Origin of the sequence: Streptomyces radiopugnans (assembly GCF_900110735.1) — a bacterium.
GTDB lineage: Bacteria > Actinomycetota > Actinomycetes > Streptomycetales > Streptomycetaceae > Streptomyces > Streptomyces radiopugnans.
The window spans coordinates 1-17,336 of sequence record NZ_FOET01000009.1; the positions used below are offsets into that span (position 1 = coordinate 1).

The 17,336-nt window shown below is 72.8% G+C and carries 16 protein-coding genes and 2 rRNA genes; 14 read left to right on the forward strand and 4 right to left on the reverse strand.

Translation table 11 applies throughout. The features are described 5' to 3' along the window. From BMY40_RS16750 to BMY40_RS16785, 8 genes are all read left to right on the forward strand, one after another. Window positions 1-85 (forward strand): 23S ribosomal RNA (locus tag BMY40_RS16750); the annotation flags it as partial. 74 nt (window positions 86-159) lie between these two features. After that, window positions 160-276 (forward strand): 5S ribosomal RNA (rrf, locus tag BMY40_RS16755). Between the two features lie 84 nt (window positions 277-360). Then, entirely contained in the window at window positions 361-1,008 is a 648-nt protein-coding gene (locus BMY40_RS16760) for an HAD family hydrolase (protein WP_093660365.1), read from the forward strand. A gap of 98 nt (window positions 1,009-1,106) precedes the next feature. Next, window positions 1,107-2,282, forward strand: coding sequence for an acetoin utilization protein AcuC (locus BMY40_RS16765; protein ID WP_093660367.1), 1,176 nt, complete (start codon window positions 1,107-1,109; stop codon window positions 2,280-2,282). A gap of 660 nt (window positions 2,283-2,942) precedes the next feature. Further along, complete coding sequence (locus BMY40_RS16770) at window positions 2,943-3,155, forward strand: helix-turn-helix domain-containing protein (RefSeq protein ID WP_177214038.1); 213 nt, start codon at window positions 2,943-2,945, stop codon at window positions 3,153-3,155. 128 nt (window positions 3,156-3,283) lie between these two features. Further along, a complete protein-coding gene (locus BMY40_RS16775; protein WP_003948845.1) occupies window positions 3,284-3,382 on the forward strand; it encodes a 30S ribosomal protein bS22 in 99 nt (32 codons plus the stop codon). Window positions 3,383-3,605: 223 nt separating this feature from the next. Further along, window positions 3,606-4,637 carry an NAD-dependent epimerase/dehydratase family protein gene (locus tag BMY40_RS16780; RefSeq protein WP_093660371.1) on the forward strand — a complete coding sequence of 344 codons (1,032 nt, stop codon included), beginning with the start codon at window positions 3,606-3,608 and terminating at the stop codon, window positions 4,635-4,637. Further along, window positions 4,630-5,745: a lysophospholipid acyltransferase family protein gene (locus BMY40_RS16785; RefSeq protein ID WP_093660373.1), complete on the forward strand. Its 1,116-nt coding sequence runs from the start codon at window positions 4,630-4,632 to the stop codon at window positions 5,743-5,745. Before BMY40_RS16780 ends, BMY40_RS16785 begins: the two co-directional genes overlap by 8 nt. A 94-nt stretch (window positions 5,746-5,839) precedes the next feature. On the opposite strand, the gene BMY40_RS16790 is transcribed toward BMY40_RS16785, so the two are convergent. The 3 genes from BMY40_RS16790 to BMY40_RS16800 form a co-directional block, all read right to left on the reverse strand. Continuing rightward, complete coding sequence (locus BMY40_RS16790) at window positions 5,840-7,132, reverse strand: DUF5667 domain-containing protein (RefSeq protein ID WP_093660375.1); 1,293 nt, start codon at window positions 7,130-7,132, stop codon at window positions 5,840-5,842. A gap of 222 nt (window positions 7,133-7,354) precedes the next feature. Continuing rightward, window positions 7,355-8,134 carry an ECF subfamily RNA polymerase sigma factor, BldN family gene (locus BMY40_RS16795; RefSeq protein ID WP_093660378.1) on the reverse strand — a complete coding sequence of 260 codons (780 nt, stop codon included), beginning with the start codon at window positions 8,132-8,134 and terminating at the stop codon, window positions 7,355-7,357. A 301-nt stretch (window positions 8,135-8,435) separates the two neighbouring features. Further along, window positions 8,436-9,374, reverse strand: coding sequence for an HAD family hydrolase (locus tag BMY40_RS16800; protein ID WP_093660380.1), 939 nt, complete (start codon window positions 9,372-9,374; stop codon window positions 8,436-8,438). A gap of 262 nt (window positions 9,375-9,636) precedes the next feature. Here BMY40_RS16800 and BMY40_RS16805 point away from each other — a divergent pair, with 262 nt between their 5' ends. From BMY40_RS16805 to hemB, 6 genes are all read left to right on the forward strand, one after another. Further along, window positions 9,637-9,873, forward strand: coding sequence for a glutaredoxin family protein (locus BMY40_RS16805; protein ID WP_245770146.1), 237 nt, complete (start codon window positions 9,637-9,639; stop codon window positions 9,871-9,873). Window positions 9,874-10,176: 303 nt separating this feature from the next. Then, window positions 10,177-10,968 (forward strand): redox-sensing transcriptional repressor Rex, encoded by a 792-nt coding sequence (locus tag BMY40_RS16810; protein WP_093660384.1) that lies wholly within the window; start codon window positions 10,177-10,179, stop codon window positions 10,966-10,968. A 73-nt stretch (window positions 10,969-11,041) separates the two neighbouring features. Then, complete coding sequence (locus BMY40_RS16815; RefSeq protein ID WP_093660386.1) at window positions 11,042-12,385, forward strand: glutamyl-tRNA reductase; 1,344 nt, start codon at window positions 11,042-11,044, stop codon at window positions 12,383-12,385. After that, window positions 12,382-13,362: a hydroxymethylbilane synthase gene (gene hemC / locus BMY40_RS16820; RefSeq protein ID WP_093660388.1), complete on the forward strand. Its 981-nt coding sequence runs from the start codon at window positions 12,382-12,384 to the stop codon at window positions 13,360-13,362. The genes BMY40_RS16815 and hemC overlap by 4 nt, the downstream gene beginning before the upstream one ends. Next, window positions 13,359-15,005 carry a bifunctional uroporphyrinogen-III C-methyltransferase/uroporphyrinogen-III synthase gene (locus BMY40_RS16825; RefSeq protein WP_093660390.1) on the forward strand — a complete coding sequence of 549 codons (1,647 nt, stop codon included), beginning with the start codon at window positions 13,359-13,361 and terminating at the stop codon, window positions 15,003-15,005. The genes hemC and BMY40_RS16825 overlap by 4 nt, the downstream gene beginning before the upstream one ends. A gap of 2 nt (window positions 15,006-15,007) precedes the next feature. After that, on the forward strand, window positions 15,008-16,039 hold the full coding sequence (gene hemB / locus BMY40_RS16830) for a porphobilinogen synthase (RefSeq protein ID WP_281250790.1): 1,032 nt from the start codon (window positions 15,008-15,010) through the stop codon (window positions 16,037-16,039). A 73-nt stretch (window positions 16,040-16,112) separates the two neighbouring features. Here hemB and BMY40_RS16835 read toward each other — a convergent pair whose 3' ends face one another. Continuing rightward, window positions 16,113-17,306 (reverse strand): RtcB family protein, encoded by a 1,194-nt coding sequence (locus BMY40_RS16835; RefSeq protein WP_093660392.1) that lies wholly within the window; start codon window positions 17,304-17,306, stop codon window positions 16,113-16,115. Window positions 17,307-17,336: the final 30 nt, after the last annotated feature.

Genomic DNA, 17,336 nt, shown 5'->3' on the forward strand with positions numbered 1-17,336 from the left:
GGAGACGACCGGGTTGATAGGCCAGAGATGGAAGCCGGGTGACCGGTGGAGTTGACTGGTACTAATAGGCCGAGGGCTTGTCCGTAGATGTTCGCGTCCACTGTGTGGGTTCTGAGACCACGACCCGTCGTGCCGGCGGTTGCGTGTGTGTCATGGTGTTTCGGTGGTCACAGCGTAAGGGAAACGCCCGGTTACATTCCGAACCCGGAAGCTAAGCCTTTCAGCGCCGATGGTACTGCATGGGGGACCGTGTGGGAGAGTAGGACGCCGCCGAACGATTTGTGGAGAAAGCCCTGCCGGGTTTCCGGCAGGGCTTTCTCGCGTTCACGGAACTTCTCGTGCGTTCGGGTTGGGTGGCGTATGCGTTATGACCTGGTGATCTTCGACAACGACGGTGTACTCGTGGACAGCGAGCCGATATCCAACCGGATTCTCGCCGCCTATCTGACGGAACTGGGACACCCGACCACGTACGAGGAATCCATCCGGGACTACATGGGTTCCGCCATGCACCGGATCCACGACCTGGTCCTGGAGCGTTCCGGGCAGCGGCTGCCCGGTGACTTCGACTCCGTCTTCCACGACCGCGTCTTCGAGGCCTTCCGGCGTGACCTGCTGCCCGTGCCCGGCGTCAGCGAGGTGCTGCGGAACCTCGACGCCGAAGGCGTGCCGTACTGCGTCGCCTCGTCCGGCGGCCATGAGCGGATCCGGGTGGCGCTGGGGAAGACGGGGCTGTACGAGCGCTTCGGGGAGAAGCGTGTGTTCAGCGCGCAGGACGTCGGGCGGGGGAAGCCCGCGCCGGACCTCTTCCTGCACACCGCCGAGGCGATGGGAGTGCCGGCCGGGCGCTGCGCCGTGGTCGAGGACAGCCCCCTGGGGGTGCGTGCGGCCGTAGCGGCGGGGATGGACGTGTACGGGTTCACCGCCATGACGCCGGGGGAGAGGCTGTCGGGGGCGGCGGCGCTGTTCTCCACGATGGGCGAACTGCCCGCGCTCCTCCTGGCCTGAGCCGGCCGATGTCCTCCGGGGGCCAGGCCGGACGGCCCCGGACGCTGCGGTGCGGGCGGCTGTGTGGTTTCCCGGGGCCGCCCGATACGGTGACGGGTATGAGCGGCGGCGCACAGTTGATGTGGGACGAGGCGGTCACCGGATACGACTTCGGGCCCGGGCATCCGATGGACCCGGTGCGCCTGAAGCTGACCGTGGAACTCGTCGAGGCGTTCGGGCTGCCCGGTGCCTCCGGGCTGAAGGTGGTCGCCGCGGCGCCCGCGGGCGACTCCACGCTCAGGCTCGTGCACCGTTCCGACTACATCGACACCGTGCGCAGGATCTCCGCGGACCCCCGGTCGGCGGACGGGTCGTACGGCATCGGAACCGAGGACGACCCGGCCTTCGAGGGGATGCACGAGGTCTCGGCGCTGATCGCCGGCCAGTCGGTCGGAGCCGCCGAGGCGGTGTGGCGCGGGGACGTCCTCCACGGCGTGAACTTCGCCGGCGGACTGCACCACGCGATGCCGGGCGGGGCGGCCGGTTTCTGCGTCTACAACGACGCCTCCCTGGCCATCGCCCGGCTGCTGGAGCTGGGCGCCGAACGGGTCGCCTACGTGGACGTCGACGTCCACCACGGGGACGGCGTCCAGGCGGCCTTCTGGGACGATCCGCGGGTGCTGACGGTGTCGCTGCACGAGCATCCCCGCATGCTCTTTCCCGGGACCGGCTGGCCGGAGGAGACCGGCGGGGAGAAGGCGGAGGGGAGCGCGGTCAACATCGCGCTCCCGCCCGGCACGTCCGACGGCGGATGGCTGCGGGCGCTGCACGGGGTGGTGCCGGAACTGCTGCGCTCCTTCCGGCCGCAGGTGTTGGTGACCCAGCACGGCGCCGACACGCACATCGAGGATCCCCTCGCGCACCTGGCGGTGACCGTCGACGCCCAGCGGGTGGCCGCGGAGGCCTGCCACGACTGGGCGCACGAGTACGCGCAGGGGCGCTGGATCGCGCTCGGCGGAGGCGGTTACGCGGTCGTCGACGTCGTACCGCGCTCCTGGACGCATCTGGTGGCGATCGCGGCGGGCGAGCCGATCGCCCCGAGGGCCGTGATCCCGGAGGACTGGCGGCGGCAGGTGTACGCACGCACCCGGCAGGACGCTCCGCGGCGGATGACGGATGGGCGCGAGCCGGTGTGGTCGGACTGGGAGGCCGGCTACGACCCGGCGAGCGCCCTGGACCAGGCCGTGCTGGCCGCGCGGCGCTCGGTGTACCCGGCGCACGGACTGCTGCCCTGAGCAGCCGCGGAGCCGGGTTCCGAGCCGTGTTCCGGCACTGCCGGACGCCGGGCGCGCCCCGCCGGTTCCCGGGCTTCTACGCTCGCTGTCCGGTGCCCCGTCGGCGGAGGAACCCCCCGCCCTCGCACCGCTGCGGGGGAGATGTGTCGACATGGCGACCCGGTTCTGAGTACGTCCCCGTCTCCTCCGGTGCGTACGGGGAGTCGCGCTGATCCGGGGGAGGGAGCGCGCCCCTCGCCCGGTGCGCCGGGCGCACGCTCCCGCTCGCTCTCCCCCGTGCGCACGGTCCTCGACGCCGCGTTGACGGCCGGAGGCCGCCGCGGGGCCGGCTGCCAGGGGGTGTGGACGGGCTGCGGGGCAGGTCAGCCGGACGACGGGAGGCGGGGCCGAGCGGCGGGGGCGATCCCGCGGTGTGCGTCGCCGGAGTGGAGGGACGGGCACGGACGGCCGCCCGGTAGATGACCTTACGACATCGGACGGCTACCGTCCGCTCGCTCGTTATGTGCTCAATCGTTCCTGTCTGTCATATTAGGAGCCCGATGGCTACTCCTCTTCCCCACTTGCATCACCCGCACCTAATCTGGGGAGGAGCGCGCATGCGAGCAGGAGACACCGGAGGGGAAGCCGGTGCCCGACATGTGCGGAAGGTTCAGGTGTGACATGGCTGCTGCCGAGAGGCCTCTGAACGAGGTCGTGTTCCTGACCGTGGCGGAAGTCGCCTCGGTGATGCGAGTGTCCAAGATGACCGTGTACCGCCTGGTGCACAGCGGTCATCTGCCGGCGATCCGGGTGGGCAGGTCCTTCCGGGTGCCGGAGCAGGCCGTCCACGAGTACCTCCGCGGATCGTACGTGGAGGCGGAGAAGAGCGCGTAACCGCGGAGCGACGGGCTTGTTGCCCCCTCGTGTCACGAGCACTACCCGGCGCCGGGTAGGCTGGGCCGACGTAGGTCGTGTGGGCTCGGACGCCCCGCACCGAGTGACGAAGTGAGCGAGGGTAAGTCGTGGGCTCTGTTATCAAGAAGCGGCGCAAGCGGATGGCCAAGAAGAAGCACCGCAAGCTGCTCAAGCGCACGCGCGTTCAGCGCCGCAACAAGAAGTGAGCGGGCGCGCCGCACACTGACCACCGCCCTCCCACCGCCGTGTCGGTGGGAGGGCGGTGGCGTTCCACCGGGGAGAGGCGGCCAGCCGATACGGTGGCCGGAAACCCGCCCGCAACCGGTTCGGGTGACGGACCGCGAGGAACGACGAGGAGTACGGAGGGCTGCCGGGACCCGTGGCAGGGCCTCCCGGAGGCGGCCCACCGCACGCTGAGAGGGAGCAACGTTGGGCAAGGTCGTGCTCGTCACAGGCGTCGCCCGCCGGCTCGGCGGGCGCTTCGTGCGGCGGATCCTGCGCGAGCCCGACGTCGACCGGGTCGTCGGGGTGGACGCCGTGCCGCCCGGGCACCACCTCGGCGGGGCCGAGTTCGTCCGTGCCGACATCCGGCAGCCCTCGGCCGCCGGGGTGCTGGCCGAACACAACGTGGACACCGTCGTGCACCTGGACGTCAGCGGGGTGCAGCTCCTGCCCGGCAGCCGTGCGTCGGTCAAGGAGAGCAACGTCATCGGCACCATGCAGCTCCTGGGCGCGTGTCAGAAGGCGCCGTCCGTGCAGCGGCTGGTGGTGAAGTCCAGCACGAACGTCTACGGCTCCTCGTCGCGCGACCCGGCGGTGTTCACCGAGACCACGGCGGCCAAGGCGCTGCCCGGCGGCGGCTTCACGAAGGACATCGTGGAGGTCGAGGAGTACGTGCGCGGGTTCGCCCGCCGCCGCCCCGACGTGGCGGTGGCCGTGCTGCGCTTCGCCAACATCCTCGGCCCCGGCGCGGACACGCCGCTGGCGGAGTACTTCCGGCTGCCGGTGCTGCCGACCGTCCTCGGGTACGACCCGCGGCTGCAGTTCGTCCACGAGGACGACGTCGTCGAGGTGCTGCGGCTGGCGGCCGGAGAGCCGCGACGCGGCACGCTCAACTCGGGGACGTTCAACATCGCGGGCGACGGGGTACTCCTGCTGTCCCAGGCCGCGCGGCGGCTGGGACGGCCCACGCTGCCCCTGCTGCTGCCGGCGATCCGGTGGACCGGGACCGCGCTGCGCGCGGTCGGTGTCACGGACTTCTCGGCCGAGCAGATCCGGCTGCTGACGCACGGCAGGGTCGTGGAGACCACACAGATGCGCGAGGTCCTCGGCTTCGAGCCGCGGTACACCACGGCCGGGACCTTCGCCGACTTCGCGCGCGCATGCGGCCCGGGGCTGCTGCCGCCGGAGAAACTCGCACAAGCGGTGGACCGCATCGAGGAGGTCGTCCGCCATGGCTGACGCCAAGGTCATTCCCTTCGACGACGACCGGTCGCGCGGCGGCCCGTCCCGGGCCGCCCGGGGGCGGGCTACGGGCGGCGGGCGCCGTACGGGGGGCGACGGCGGCCGTACCGGCCAGGAGGAGCGGGGCGGCGCGCAGACGCCGCTCGCGGCCGTGCCGGAGGCCGGCCCGCAGGCCGGTCCCCAGGCCGGTCCGGGGCGCGCTTCCGGGACGCGGGCGGGGGACCGGGACGCGTCCGCGGCGCCTGCGGAGGACCGGGCGGGCCGGGGCGACTGGGACCGCAGGATCGCCGAGGGGCTGGCCTTCCTGCGGCGGCGGATCACCGGGGATTACGAGGTCGACGAGTTCGGCTACGACGCCGACCTCACCGACCACGTGCTGATGTCGATGCTGCGGCCGATGTACGAGAAGTACTTCCGGGTCGAGGTGCTCGGCATCGAGAACATCCCCTCCGAGGGCGGCGCGCTGGTGGTCGCCAACCACTCCGGGACCCTGCCGCTGGACGCGCTGATGCTCCAGGTCGCCGTGCACGACCACCACCCGCAGGGGCGGGCCCTGCGGTTGCTGGCGGCCGATCTGGTCTTCATGCTGCCGGTCGTCAACGAGCTGGCCCGGAAGGCCGGGCACACCCTGGCGTGCGCGGAGGACGCCCAGCGGCTGCTGGAACGGGGCGAGGTCGTCGGGGTGATGCCGGAGGGCTTCAAGGGGCTGGGGAAACCGTTCTCCGAGCGCTACAAACTCCAGCGGTTCGGGCGCGGCGGCTTCGTCTCCACGGCGCTGCGGGCCGGGGTGCCGATCGTGCCGTGCTCGATCGTCGGGGCGGAGGAGATCTACCCGATGGTGGGCGACTTCAGGACGCTGGCGCGGCTGCTGGGCATTCCGTACTTCCCGGTCACGCCCACCTTCCCCTGGCTGGGGCCGCTGGGGATGGTGCCGCTGCCGACGAAGTGGACGATCCAGTTCGGCGAGCCGGTCCCGATGGACGACTACCCGCCGGAGGCGGTCGACGATCCGATGCTGATGTTCAACCTCACCGACCAGGTGCGCGAGACGATTCAGCACACCCTCTACAGGCTGCTGGTGAGGCGGCGTTCGGTGTTCTTCTGAGCGGTGCCGCGACGGTACGTGCCCCGGCGGTACCTCTTCCCGCGGTGCGCGCTTCGGGCGGCCGGTGTTCCCGCGAACACCGGCCGCCCGTCCGCTAGTCGGAGTCGCCGCCCGCCTCGATGCCCAGTCCCGGCAGGAGGTTCGGGAGGAGCGGCGGGATGGTGATGTCCGGCTCGGGGAGCCGGGGGGCGCCGTCCGGCGACGCCGACGCGCCGTCCTCACCGGGTGAGGGTTCCAGCAGGTCGCCGGGGGCGGGCAGGAGCCTCTCCCCGCCCGGGTCGGTGGAACCGGACGAGTCGGACGGACTGGGCCGCCGTTCGCCGTCCCGGTCACCTTCCTCCGTGCCGTCCGCGCCGCTCCCGCCGGGTACGGGCGAAGACGGCGGGACCGTACGGCCGGTGCCCGGCCGGTCGCCGCCGTCGGTGCCGGCGGCGGAGTCCGTGTCCTCCTGCCCGGAGTCCAGCAGGGGCCTCAGCGGGCCGACCTCGTCCTCTATGGCGTCGAAGAGCGAACTGACCTCGTCGCCGACGTCGGTGAGCTGGACGGGGAGGCCCGCGCGTACCTCGTCCCACTTGGTGCGGTGGGACTGGGAGAAGGACGACAGCGAGCGGATCGGCGCGACATCGCCCTCGCGCTCGTACGCCTGGCTGAGCAGCCGGTGGCCCTCGGAGACGTCGTCGCGCATGAGGGAGAGCGTCCTGCGGATGTCGCCGAGCGACTCGTGGTCCAGCGGGCCCGACCGGCCGCGCTCCAGCAGGCGCCGGGCCTCGTTCAACCGTGTGGAGGCGTGGTTCAGATGGACCCTGCCGCGGTCGGCCTCGTCGCCCGCCATGCCGAGTCTGAGGTCCTCCACGCCCAGCTTGAGGCCGTAGAGGGTGTCACCGGGCAGGGCGTCGGTGCTGGCCACGGCGGCTCCGCTGAGGGCGCCCGCCGCGACACCGAAGCCCAGACCGCCGGCCGCCAGCCCCTTGGTGAGCCTCGTCCTGGGACGCAGTCTGCTCAACGGGCCCAGCGGGGAGGCCCGGTGGGCCCCGCCGCGCCCCGTGCGGGCGGAACGCGGGCCGGGGACCGAGGCGCCCTCGCCGCTCCCGGCGAAGGCGTTCTCCACGGCGGCGAGGAGCTGTGCCCGCTGGGCGGCCTTGACGTCGGGGTCCATGACCGGCTTCGGCAGGGCGCCCAGCCTGTCGGCCAGCGACAGCAGCGCCGTCGGCTCGTCGGACGGTCCGCCCGTCGGTCCGGCTCCGGCTCTCGTCTCATCCGCCGCCCCGGCCGGGGCTCCGGGGGCGGCACCCCCGGACCGGTCGGCCGCCCTGCCCTCGGACTCGCGCTCGTCGAGGGCCTGGGCGAAGGCGTTTGCCCGCCGGCTCGGCGATACGGCTCCCATCACGGGCGGCACCTCCTCTCGTCAGCACAGTCGACTCCCTGCCCCACAGGAGGGTTGCACGGCCGTACGGGAGCGGCGGCTCGGGCGCCGCAGTCCGGACGCGACGGGCCGCGGGGAGTCTGCAAACCGCACAACGACCACCGGCCGACGGGGTTACGCCCCGAGGGGGGCGCGATCGCCCCGCCGGCGCCCGCGAAACGGAACGTCACCGCACGTCACCGCGTGTCATCGGCTGTCCTCCGGCAGCAGCCGGGCCAGGGTCCGCACCGCCCGGTACTGGAGGGTCTTGATCGCGCCCTCGTTCTTCCCCATGACCCGCGCGGTCTCGGCGACCGACAGGCCCTGGAGGAAGCGGAGCGTCACGCACTCCTGCTGCTGCGGGTTGAGCCGGCGGACGGCCTCCAGCAGGGCCGCGTTGGAGAGGGACTCCAGGACCGAATCCTCCGGGCTGCGCTCCACCTCGTTGGCGTCGAGCATCTCGCCGGTGGTCACCTCGAGGCGGAAGCGGCTCGACTTGAAGTGGTCGGCGACCAGGTTGCGCGCGATGGTGACCAGCCAGGCGCCGAAGTCCCGGCCCTGCCAGGTGAAGGTGCCGATCCGGCGCAGGGCGCGCAGGAACGTCTCGCTGGTGAGGTCCTCGGCCGTGGCCCGGCCGCCGACGCGGTAGTAGATGTAGCGGTAGACGGTGTCGGAGTACTGGTCGTAGAGGTGCCCGAAGGCCTCGGCCTCGCCGCCCTGGGCGCGTTCGACGAGGTCCATCATGCGGCGGCTGTCGCCGTCCACCGGGCGCCGGGCGGCGCCCGGGACGGCCGCGGTGCGGGCGCGCCGGCCCACCGCGGCGGTGCCGGCGGCTCCCTCGGCCAGGGCGTAGACGGGGCCTGCGGGGACAGGTGCGGCGAGGGCGGGGACGGCGTGCGCGGAGGGGACGAGGACGCGCAGCTGGTCGATGACCAGCGTGCGCAGCGCAGCCAGGCCCGAGGCGTCAACCCCGACGTGTGGGTACACGGGACTCCCAGAGGCAGAGCTTCCATCACGTGCAGTGCGGGACCGTCCGCCCGTCACAAGGGCGTGTGGACACCGGATTGCGTCTGAGGAGAATAACGCTTCGTACAGGCCGTGCTACACCTAGTTGCCGAAATCGCCGGTTAGGTTTGCTCTGTTATGCGTTTACGGTTGCTCGGGCGGTGAACCGGGGTGTCGATCCGACCGGTTCGTGTCACTTTCCGATCGGTCGGCGGTTCGCTTGTGCCCGGAGGGTGGTTCCCTTCCGAACTGGCGACCGGTGCGGCCGTATCCGGGGGCCGCCTCAGCGGCGGCGGCGCTGGATCGCCATGGCCGCGGCGGCGCCTCCGGCCACCGCGCCCACCCCGGCCGCGGCGGGGATGCCCACCTTCGCGGCCTTCCTGCCGGTCCGGTAGTCGCGCAGCCGCCAGCCCCGCTCGCGCGCGTGGGCGCGCAGCCTGCTGTCGGGGTTGATGGCGTACGGGTGCCCGACCAGCGAGAGCATCGGGATGTCGTTGGCCGAGTCGCTGTAGGCGGCGCAGCGGGAGAGGTCCAGGTCCTCGGCGGCGGCCAGCGCGCGCACCGCCTCCGCCTTCGCCGGGCCGTGCAGCGGCTCGCCGACCAGGCGCCCGGTGTAGACGCCGTCGACGGACTCGGCGACCGTGCCCAGGGCGCCGGTCAGCCCCAGTCTGCGGGCGATGATCGTGGCGGTCTCCACGGGGGCGGCGGTGACCAGCCACACCTTCTGGCCCGCGTCCAGGTGCGCCTGGGCCAGCGCGCGGGTGCCCGGCCAGATCCGGCCGGCCATGTACTCGTCGTAGATCTCCTCGCCGATCTCCATCAGCTCCGAGACGCGGTGGCCCTTGACGATGGACAGCGCGCTGTCGCGGGCGTCCTGCATGTGCTCGGCGTTCTCCGAGCCCGCGAGCCGGAACCAGGCCTGCTGCCAGGCGAAGCGGAACAGTTCGCGCTTGTGGAAGAACTTCCGCTTGTACAGGCCGCGGCCGAAGTGGAACAGGGCCGCGCCCTGCATGATCGTGTTGTCGAGGTCGAAGAAGGCCGCGGCCCTGGTGTCCCCGTGGACCGGGAACTCCGGCTCCGCCGGTTTCCCCGCCTCGCCGGGGGCGAGCGCGTCGACCTCCCGCGAGGTCTTGCGCGCCGCCTCGGCGGCGGCCTCGCCTGCGAGAACGCTGCGAGCCGTCGCCGAACGCCTGCGGGGGACGAGCCATCCAAGTGCGGCCATGCCGCGAGCATAGCCAGTGTTCCGTGGGGTTCCGGTGACGGAGGGGTGTCGGCAGGGCGGTGACTGCGCCAACCGGGGAAAGCGCGTTCCGGGTCCGGCCGGCGACCTCGTCCCCTCCGGCGCCCCGGGCCCGCGGAGGGCGCCCGCGCACGGTGCCGGAAGGGGGTTCCGGAGGAGGTTCCGGAGCGGACGCCGGAGGGTGCGCGGCCCGGGAACGGGAGCGGGTGCGGCGGAAGGCGGGCGCGGCGGCACAATGGCGGTCATGAAGACCGTCACCCTCATCGGCAAGCCCGGATGCCATCTTTGCGACGACGCACGCGCGGTGGTCAGCGAGGTGTGCGCGCAACTGGGCGCGCGCTGGGAGGAGAAGGACATCACGCAGGACGAGGAGCTGTACCGCAGGTACTGGGAGCAGATCCCGGTGGTGCTCGTGGACGGCGCGCAGCACGACTTCTGGCGGGTGGACCCGCGGCGGCTGCGCGCGGCGCTGGAGGCGTGACCGCGGCGGGGAGCCGCTGCCGGGGCCTGTGCGGGGAGGGCCCGCGGCGGGGGGTTCGACCGCTTCTCGACCGCTTCTCGGGACGTTCCACGGCCGACGGGCGTATATGTGGGAGGTGTGCCGGGCGGGATCCGGTTCCGTGCGGCGCGTGTGGCACCGGTCACTTTGGCCGGACAAAGCGGACACCGTCTTTGTGCACACGTTCACAAAGACATAGCCTGGTCGGGACGGAGCGGTCCGGACGCATGTCCAGCGGGTGTCCAGCGGGGCCGCTCACCGTTTCGCGCAGACGGCAGGAGCATTGTGGCAACTGGCCGAACACACCGACCGGCGACCCGTAGCCGAGGGATCCCCGAGGCCACCGTCGCCCGGCTTCCGCTGTACCTGCGGGCGCTCACCGCGCTCTCCGAGCGCTCGGTGCCCACGGTCTCCTCGGAGGAGCTGGCGGCCGCCGCCGGCGTCAACTCCGCCAAGCTGCGCAAGGACTTCTCCTACCTCGGCTCGTACGGCACACGCGGTGTGGGCTACGACGTCGAGTACCTCGTCTACCAGATCTCCCGCGAGCTGGGCCTGACACAGGACTGGCCCGTCGTGATCGTCGGCATCGGAAACCTGGGGGCCGCGCTCGCCAACTACGGCGGTTTCGCCTCCAGGGGCTTCAGGGTCGCCGCGCTGATCGACGCGGACCCGTCGATGGCCGGGAAGCCGGTCGCGGGCATACCGGTGCAGCACACCGACGACCTCGAGGCGATCATCGAGGAGAACGGCGTCTCCATCGGCGTCATCGCCACCCCCGCCGGAGCCGCCCAGCAGGTCTGCGACCGGCTCGTGGCCGCCGGGGTGACCTCCATCCTCAACTTCGCGCCGACCGTGCTGTCCGTGCCCGACGGTGTGGACGTGCGCAAGGTCGACCTCTCCATAGAACTGCAGATCCTCGCCTTCCACGAGCAGCGCAAGGCCGGCGAGGAGGCGCCCGGCGAGGGCGGTGCCGACACCACCCCGCCCGCCGCGCCGCCCGCCGCGGCCGTGCGCCGCCGCGGCGAGGAAAGCGAACAGGGGCCTGACGGGGACGTGCCCGCCGTGATGCCCGCATGAACGAACGAGCGACCGTGAGACACGTCACGCGCGCACCGCACGCCGTACGGTCCGAGCGGAGCGGAGGACGCGCATGAGTCTGCTGGTAGTGGGGCTGAGCCACCGCAGCGCACCGGTGAGCGTCCTGGAGCGGGCCTCGCTGGCGCCCGAGGTGCGCGGCAAGCTCCTGCAGGACGCGGTCGGCGCCGAGCCCACCTCCGAGGCCGCGGTGCTCTCCACCTGCAACCGCACCGAGCTCTACGCCGACGTCGACAAGTTCCACGCCGGCGTCGCCGAGCTGTCCTCCCTGCTGGCCCGCTACAGCGGCGTCGGCCTGGAGGAGCTGACCCCGTACCTGTACGTCCACTACGAGGACCGGGCCGTCCACCACCTGTTCTCGGTGGCCTGCGGGCTGGACTCGATGGTCGTCGGCGAGGGCCAGATCCTCGGCCAGATCAAGGACGCGCTGGCCGTGGCGCAGGACCAGCACACCGCCGGGCGGCTGATGAACGACCTGTTCCAGCAGGCGCTGCGGGTCGGCAAGCGGGCGCACAGCGAGACCGGCATCGACCGGGCCGGGCAGTCCCTGGTCACCTTCGGCCTGGAGCAGCTCGCCGCCGGGCGCCCGGTCGCCGAGTGGGTGCGCGGCCGGCGCGCCCTGGTGATCGGCGCCGGCTCGATGTCCTCCCTGGCCGCGACGGTGCTCGCGCGCGCCGGTGTCACCGAACTGGTGATCGCCAACAGGACGCTGGAGCGCGCCCGGCGCCTGGCCGCCGGGCTCCACGGCGGCGGGCTCACCGCGCGCGCCGTGCCCGCCCACGACATGCCCGCCGAGCTCCCGCACGCGGACGTCGCCGTCTCCTGCACCGGCGCCACCGGGCTGGTGCTGACGGCCGACGACCTGGCGGCGGCGCTCGCCGCGCGCGCTGGGTCCCGCGGCTCCCGCGAGGAGCCGATGGCGCTGCTCGACCTGGCCATGCCCCGCGACATCGACGCCGCCGCGCACCGCCTCGAAGGCGTACGGTTGGTGGACATCGAGTCGCTGGCCGAGGCCTCCGCCGACGCCCCCATGGCCGCGGACGTCGACAAGGTGCGCGGCATCGTCGCCGACGAGGTCGCGGCCTTCGGCGCCGCCCAGCGGGCCGCGACGATCACGCCCACCGTGGTCGCGCTGCGCGCCATGGCCGCCGACGTGGTCGCGGCCGAGATGGCGCGCCTGGACGGGCGCCTTCCCGGACTCGACGCCAAACAGCGCGCCGAGATCACCCAGACCGTGCGCCGGGTCGTCGACAAGCTGCTGCACGCGCCGACCGTGCGCGTCAAGCAGCTCGCCGGCGAACCGGGCGGCGCCGGATACGCCGACGCGCTGCGAGAGCTCTTCGACCTCGACCCGCAGACCGTCGCGGCTGTCAGTAACCCCGAACAGGAGCGGCAATGAGCACCAACGCACCCCCGCCGCTGAAGCTGGGCACCCGCCGCAGCCGACTCGCCATGGCCCAGTCCGGGCAGGTGGCCGAGCGGGTCCGGCGCCTCACGGGCCGGCCCGTCGAGCTGGTGGAGATCACCACCTTCGGCGACGTCTCCCGTGAGCACCTCGCCCGGATCGGCGGCACAGGGGTCTTCGTCTCCGCGCTGCGCGACGCGCTGCTCGGCGGCGGGATCGACTTCGCCGTTCACTCGCTGAAGGACCTTCCCACCACCCAGCCAGAACAGCTGGCGCTGGCGGCCGTGCCCGTCCGGGAGGACCCCCGTGACGCGCTGGTCGCCCGTGACGGCCTCACCTTCGAGGAGCTGCCCGACGGGGCGCGGGTCGGCACCGGCTCGCCGCGCCGCATGGCGCAGCTGGCCGCCTGGGCCCGGTCGCTGGGCCGGGACATCGAGATCGTGCCGATCCGGGGCAACGTCGACACCCGCATCGGGTACGTGCGCTCCGGCGAGCTGGACGCGGTCGTCCTCGCCGCCGCCGGCCTGAGGCGCGTCGGCCTGATCGGCGAGGCCACCGAACTGCTCGACCCCGGCGCGGTGCTCCCCGCACCCGGCCAGGGAGCGCTGGCCATCGAGTGCGCGGCCTCGCGCACGGACCTCGCAGCCCTGCTCGCCGAGCTCGACGACCCGCGCACGCGGGCCGCCGTGACCGCCGAGCGAACCCTGCTCGCAGCTCTGGAAGCCGGTTGCAGCGCGCCCGTCGGCGCACTGGCCGACATCCCGGAGGAGGGGCAGGATGTCACCGAACTGCGTCTGCGCGGTGTCGTCGGCACGACCGACGGCACCACACTGGTGCAGTTGTCCACCACCGGTCGCGTACCGGCGTCCGCCGGTGAGGCGCTCTCCCTGGCCCAGGCCATGGGGCGCGAACTCGCCGACGAGATGCTCGCCAAGGGCGCGGCCGGTCTGATGGGGGAGCGAGCACATTGAACCCCACCACCGATCACTCGTACGGCGCCCACGGGCACGTCACCTTCCTCGGTGCCGGGCCCGGGGACCCGGGACTGCTGACGCTTCGCGCCGTCGAGGCGCTGGCGCAGGCCGATGTACTGGTCGCCGACCCGCAGGTGTACGACGTCGTGCGGGCGCACGTGCGGGCAGGTGTCGACACCCCGCTCCAGACGGCAGGTGACGACACGTCAACAGCATCCGCGGGTGCCGACGATGCCGTAAATCTTGTCATGCGGGCCGTGCGCGGCGGCAAGCGGGTCGTCCGTGCGGTCGCCGGCGACCCCGGGCTCGACGCGGACGCGGCGAGCGAGATGCTGGCCTGCGCCTCCGAGGGGGTCACCTTCGAGGTCGTGCCGGGCATCGCCAACGCCGTGGGGGTGCCGGCCTACGCCGGTGTGCCGCTGCGCAACGGCCACGGCGCGGACGTGCGGTTCCTGGACGCGCGGACCGCCGACGCCCAGGCGTGGAACGAGGTCGGCGCCAGCGACGCCACCCTGGTGGTCTCCACGACCCTGGAGGCGGTCGCCGCCACCGCCGCCGAACTGGTCACGGCGGGCCGCAAGCCCGACACCCCGCTGACCGTCACCGTCGACGGCACCACCACCCGGCAGCGCACCTGGACGGCGACGCTGGGCTCCATCGCCCAGACCCTCAAGGCCGCCAAGGTGCTGCCCGCGGCGAACGGCTCCCGGCCGGCGATAGCCGTGGTCGGCGAGCTCAGCGCCGCCGCGCAGCGCGACCGGCTCGCGTGGTTCGAGTCCAAGCCGCTGTTCGGCTGGCAGGTGCTGGTGCCCCGTACCAAGGAGCAGGCCGCCTCGCTCTCCGACCAGCTGCGCTCCTACGGCGCGGTGCCCAGCGAGGTGCCCACCATCGCGGTGGAGCCTCCGCGCACCCCGCAGCAGATGGAGCGCGCGGTCAAGGGCCTGGTCACCGGGCGCTACGAGTGGATCGCCTTCACCTCGGTCAACGCGGTCAAGGCGGTGCGCGAGAAGTTCGAGGAGTACGGCCTGGACGCCCGCGCCTTCGCCGGGATCAAGGTCGCGGCCGTCGGCGAGCAGACCGCGAAGGCTCTGGTCGACTTCGGCGTCAAGCCCGACCTGGTGCCCAGCGGCGAGCAGTCCGCGGCCGGGCTGCTGGAGGACTGGCCGCCCTACGACCCGGTCTTCGACCCGATCGACCGCGTCTTCCTGCCGCGCGCCGACATCGCCACCGAGACGCTGGTGGCGGGTCTGATCGAGCTGGGCTGGGAGGTCGACGACGTCACCGCCTACCGGACGGTGCGCGCCTCGCCGCCGCCGGCCGAGACGCGGGAGGCGATCAAGGGCGGCGGGTTCGACGCCGTGCTGTTCACCTCCTCCTCCACCGTCCGCAACCTCGTGGGGATCGCGGGCAAGCCGCACAACGTGACGGTGATCGCCTGCATCGGTCCGGCGACGGCGAAGACCGCCGAGGAGCACGGGCTGCGCGTGGACGTCATGGCGCCGGAGCCGTCGGTGCACAAGCTGGCCGAGGCGCTGGCGGAGTTCGGCGCCAGGCGCCGGGACGCGATGATCGAGGCCGGCGAGGCGGTGCAGCGGCCCAGCGAGAAGCGTCCGACCAGGAGGAGGGCACGGACATCGTGACGATCGGCAAGAGCACCTACGGCAGCGGCTACGGCGGGGGGCGCGGCGGCTACGGGGACTTCCCCGTGGTGCGCCCCCGGCGGCTGCGCACCACCCCGGCGATGCGCCGGATGGTCGCCGAGCACCGGCTCCACCCGGCCGATCTGATCCTGCCCGCCTTCCTGCGGGAGGGCATCACCGAGCCGGTCGAGATCTCGTCGATGCCGGGCGTGTACCAGCACACCCGCGAGACCCTGCGCAAGGCGGCGGCCGAGGCCGTGGCGGCGGGCGTGGGCGGGATCATGATCTTCGGCGTGCCCGAGGAGGGGAAGAAGGACGCGACCGGGTCGTGCGGCACCGACCCGGACGGCATCCTCCAGGTGGCGCTGCGCGACGTGCGCGCGGAGGTCGGGGACGACCTGGTCGTCATGTCCGACCTCTGCCTGGACGAGTTCACCGACCACGGCCACTGCGGCGTCCTGGACGAGCGCGGCCGGGTGGACAACGACGCCACGCTGGAGCGGTACGCCGAGATGGCGTGCGTCCAGGCCGAGGCGGGTGCGCACGTGCTGGGGCCCAGCGGGATGATGGACGGCCAGGTCGCCTTCGTCCGCCGCGCCCTGGACGAGGCCGGTCACCAGGACGTGGCGCTGCTGGCCTACACGGCCAAGTACGCCTCCGCGTTCTACGGCCCCTTCCGCGAGGCGGTGGACTCCTCGCTGACGGGCGACCGCAAGGCCTACCAGCAGGACCCGGCCAACGGGCGGGAGGCGATGCGCGAGCTGGCGCTCGACCTCGCCGAGGGCGCGGACATGGTGATGGTCAAGCCCGCGCTGCCCTACCTGGACGTGCTGCGCCGGGTGGCGGACGCGGTGGACGTGCCCGTGGCGGCCTACCAGGTCTCCGGCGAGTACGCGATGGTCGAGGCCGCCGCGCAGCGCGGCTGGATCGAGCGGGAACGGGCGATCATGGAGACGCTCACCGGCGCCAGGCGGGCCGGCGCGGACATGATCCTGACCTACTGGGCCACGGAGGCGGCCCGGCGGCTGCGCTGAGCCGCCGGGTGCGCCCGGGGCCGCCGGGGCCCGGGCGCGGCGCCGTGCCGCCCGGCCGTGCCGCGCGGACGCGTCAGCCCTTGACGCAGACGACCTGCCGCAGCTTCGCGACCACCTCGACCAGATCGCGCTGCCGCTCGACGACCTGCTCGATCGGCTTGTAGGCGGCCGGGATCTCGTCGACGACGCCGGAGTCCTTGCGGCACTCCACACCCCGGGTCTGCTCCTCCAGGTCCCGCGCGGTGAACCGCTTCTTCGCCGCGTTGCGGCTCATCCGCCGCCCCGCGCCGTGGGAGGCGGAGTTGAAGGAGGCGGCGTTGCCCAGGCCGCGCACGATGTAGGAGCCGGTGCCCATCGAGCCGGGGATGATGCCGTACTCGCCGCCGCCCGCGCGGATGGCGCCCTTCCGGGTGACCAGCAGGTCCATGCCGTCGTAGCGCTCCTCGGCCACGTAGTTGTGGTGGCAGGAGATGACCGGCTCGAAGGAGGGGGCCGCCTTCCTGAACTCCTTGCGGATCACGCCCTTGAGCAGGCTCATCATGACCGCCCGGTTGCGCTTGGCGTACTCCTGCGCCCAGAACAGGTCGTTGCGGTAGGCCTCCATCTGGGGGGTGCCGGCGACGAACACGGCCAGGTCGCGGTCGACCAGGCCCTGGTTGTGGGGCAGCCCGCGGGCCACGCCGATGTGGTACTCGGCCAGCTCGTTGCCGATGTTGCGGGAGCCGGAGTGGAGCATCAGCCAGACGGCGCCGTCCTCGTCCAGGCAGACCTCGACGAAGTGGTTGCCGCCGCCGAGCGTCCCCATCTGCCGCGCGGCCCGCTCCCGGCGGAAGTGGACGGCCTCGGTGACGCCGTCGAAACGGGACCAGAAGGCCTCCCAGCCGGAGGCGGGGGCGTCGGGCAGGCGGCCCGGGTCGACGGGGTCGTCGTGCATGCCGAAGCCGACCGGGATGGCCTGCTCGATGCGCGAGCGCAGCCGGGAGAGGTCGCCGGGCAGGTCGTTCGCGGTCAGGGAGGTCCGTACCGCCGACATGCCGCAGCCGATGTCCACGCCGACCGCCGCGGGGCAGACCGCTCCCTCCATGGCGATGACCGAGCCGACGGTGGCGCCCTTGCCGTAGTGGACGTCGGGCATGACCGCCAGGCCCCTGATCCACGGGAGCGTCGCGGTGTTGCGCAGCTGCCGCATCGCGCCGTCCTCGACGCCGGACGGGTCGGCCCACATCCGGATCGGCACCCGTGCCCCGGGAACCTCGGTGTACGACATGTTCGTTCATCCCCCTGACGAAGAAGTGCG

What these genes read in the sequence shown, in the direction of transcription:
- BMY40_RS16835 (WP_093660392.1), bottom strand. Translation starts at nt 17,306, where the DNA reads ATGTCGTACACCGAGGTTCCCGGGGCACGGGTGCCGATCCGGATGTGG.
- BMY40_RS16765 (WP_093660367.1), top strand. Translation starts at nt 1,107, where the DNA reads ATGAGCGGCGGCGCACAGTTGATGTGGGACGAGGCGGTCACCGGATAC.
- hemC (WP_093660388.1), top strand. Translation starts at nt 12,382, where the DNA reads ATGAGCACCAACGCACCCCCGCCGCTGAAGCTGGGCACCCGCCGCAGC.
- BMY40_RS16800 (WP_093660380.1), bottom strand. Translation starts at nt 9,374, where the DNA reads ATGGCCGCACTTGGATGGCTCGTCCCCCGCAGGCGTTCGGCGACGGCT.
- BMY40_RS16815 (WP_093660386.1), top strand. Translation starts at nt 11,042, where the DNA reads ATGAGTCTGCTGGTAGTGGGGCTGAGCCACCGCAGCGCACCGGTGAGC.
- BMY40_RS16770 (WP_177214038.1), top strand. Translation starts at nt 2,943, where the DNA reads ATGGCTGCTGCCGAGAGGCCTCTGAACGAGGTCGTGTTCCTGACCGTG.
- BMY40_RS16785 (WP_093660373.1), top strand. Translation starts at nt 4,630, where the DNA reads ATGGCTGACGCCAAGGTCATTCCCTTCGACGACGACCGGTCGCGCGGC.
- BMY40_RS16760 (WP_093660365.1), top strand. Translation starts at nt 361, where the DNA reads ATGCGTTATGACCTGGTGATCTTCGACAACGACGGTGTACTCGTGGAC.
- BMY40_RS16805 (WP_245770146.1), top strand. Translation starts at nt 9,637, where the DNA reads ATGAAGACCGTCACCCTCATCGGCAAGCCCGGATGCCATCTTTGCGAC.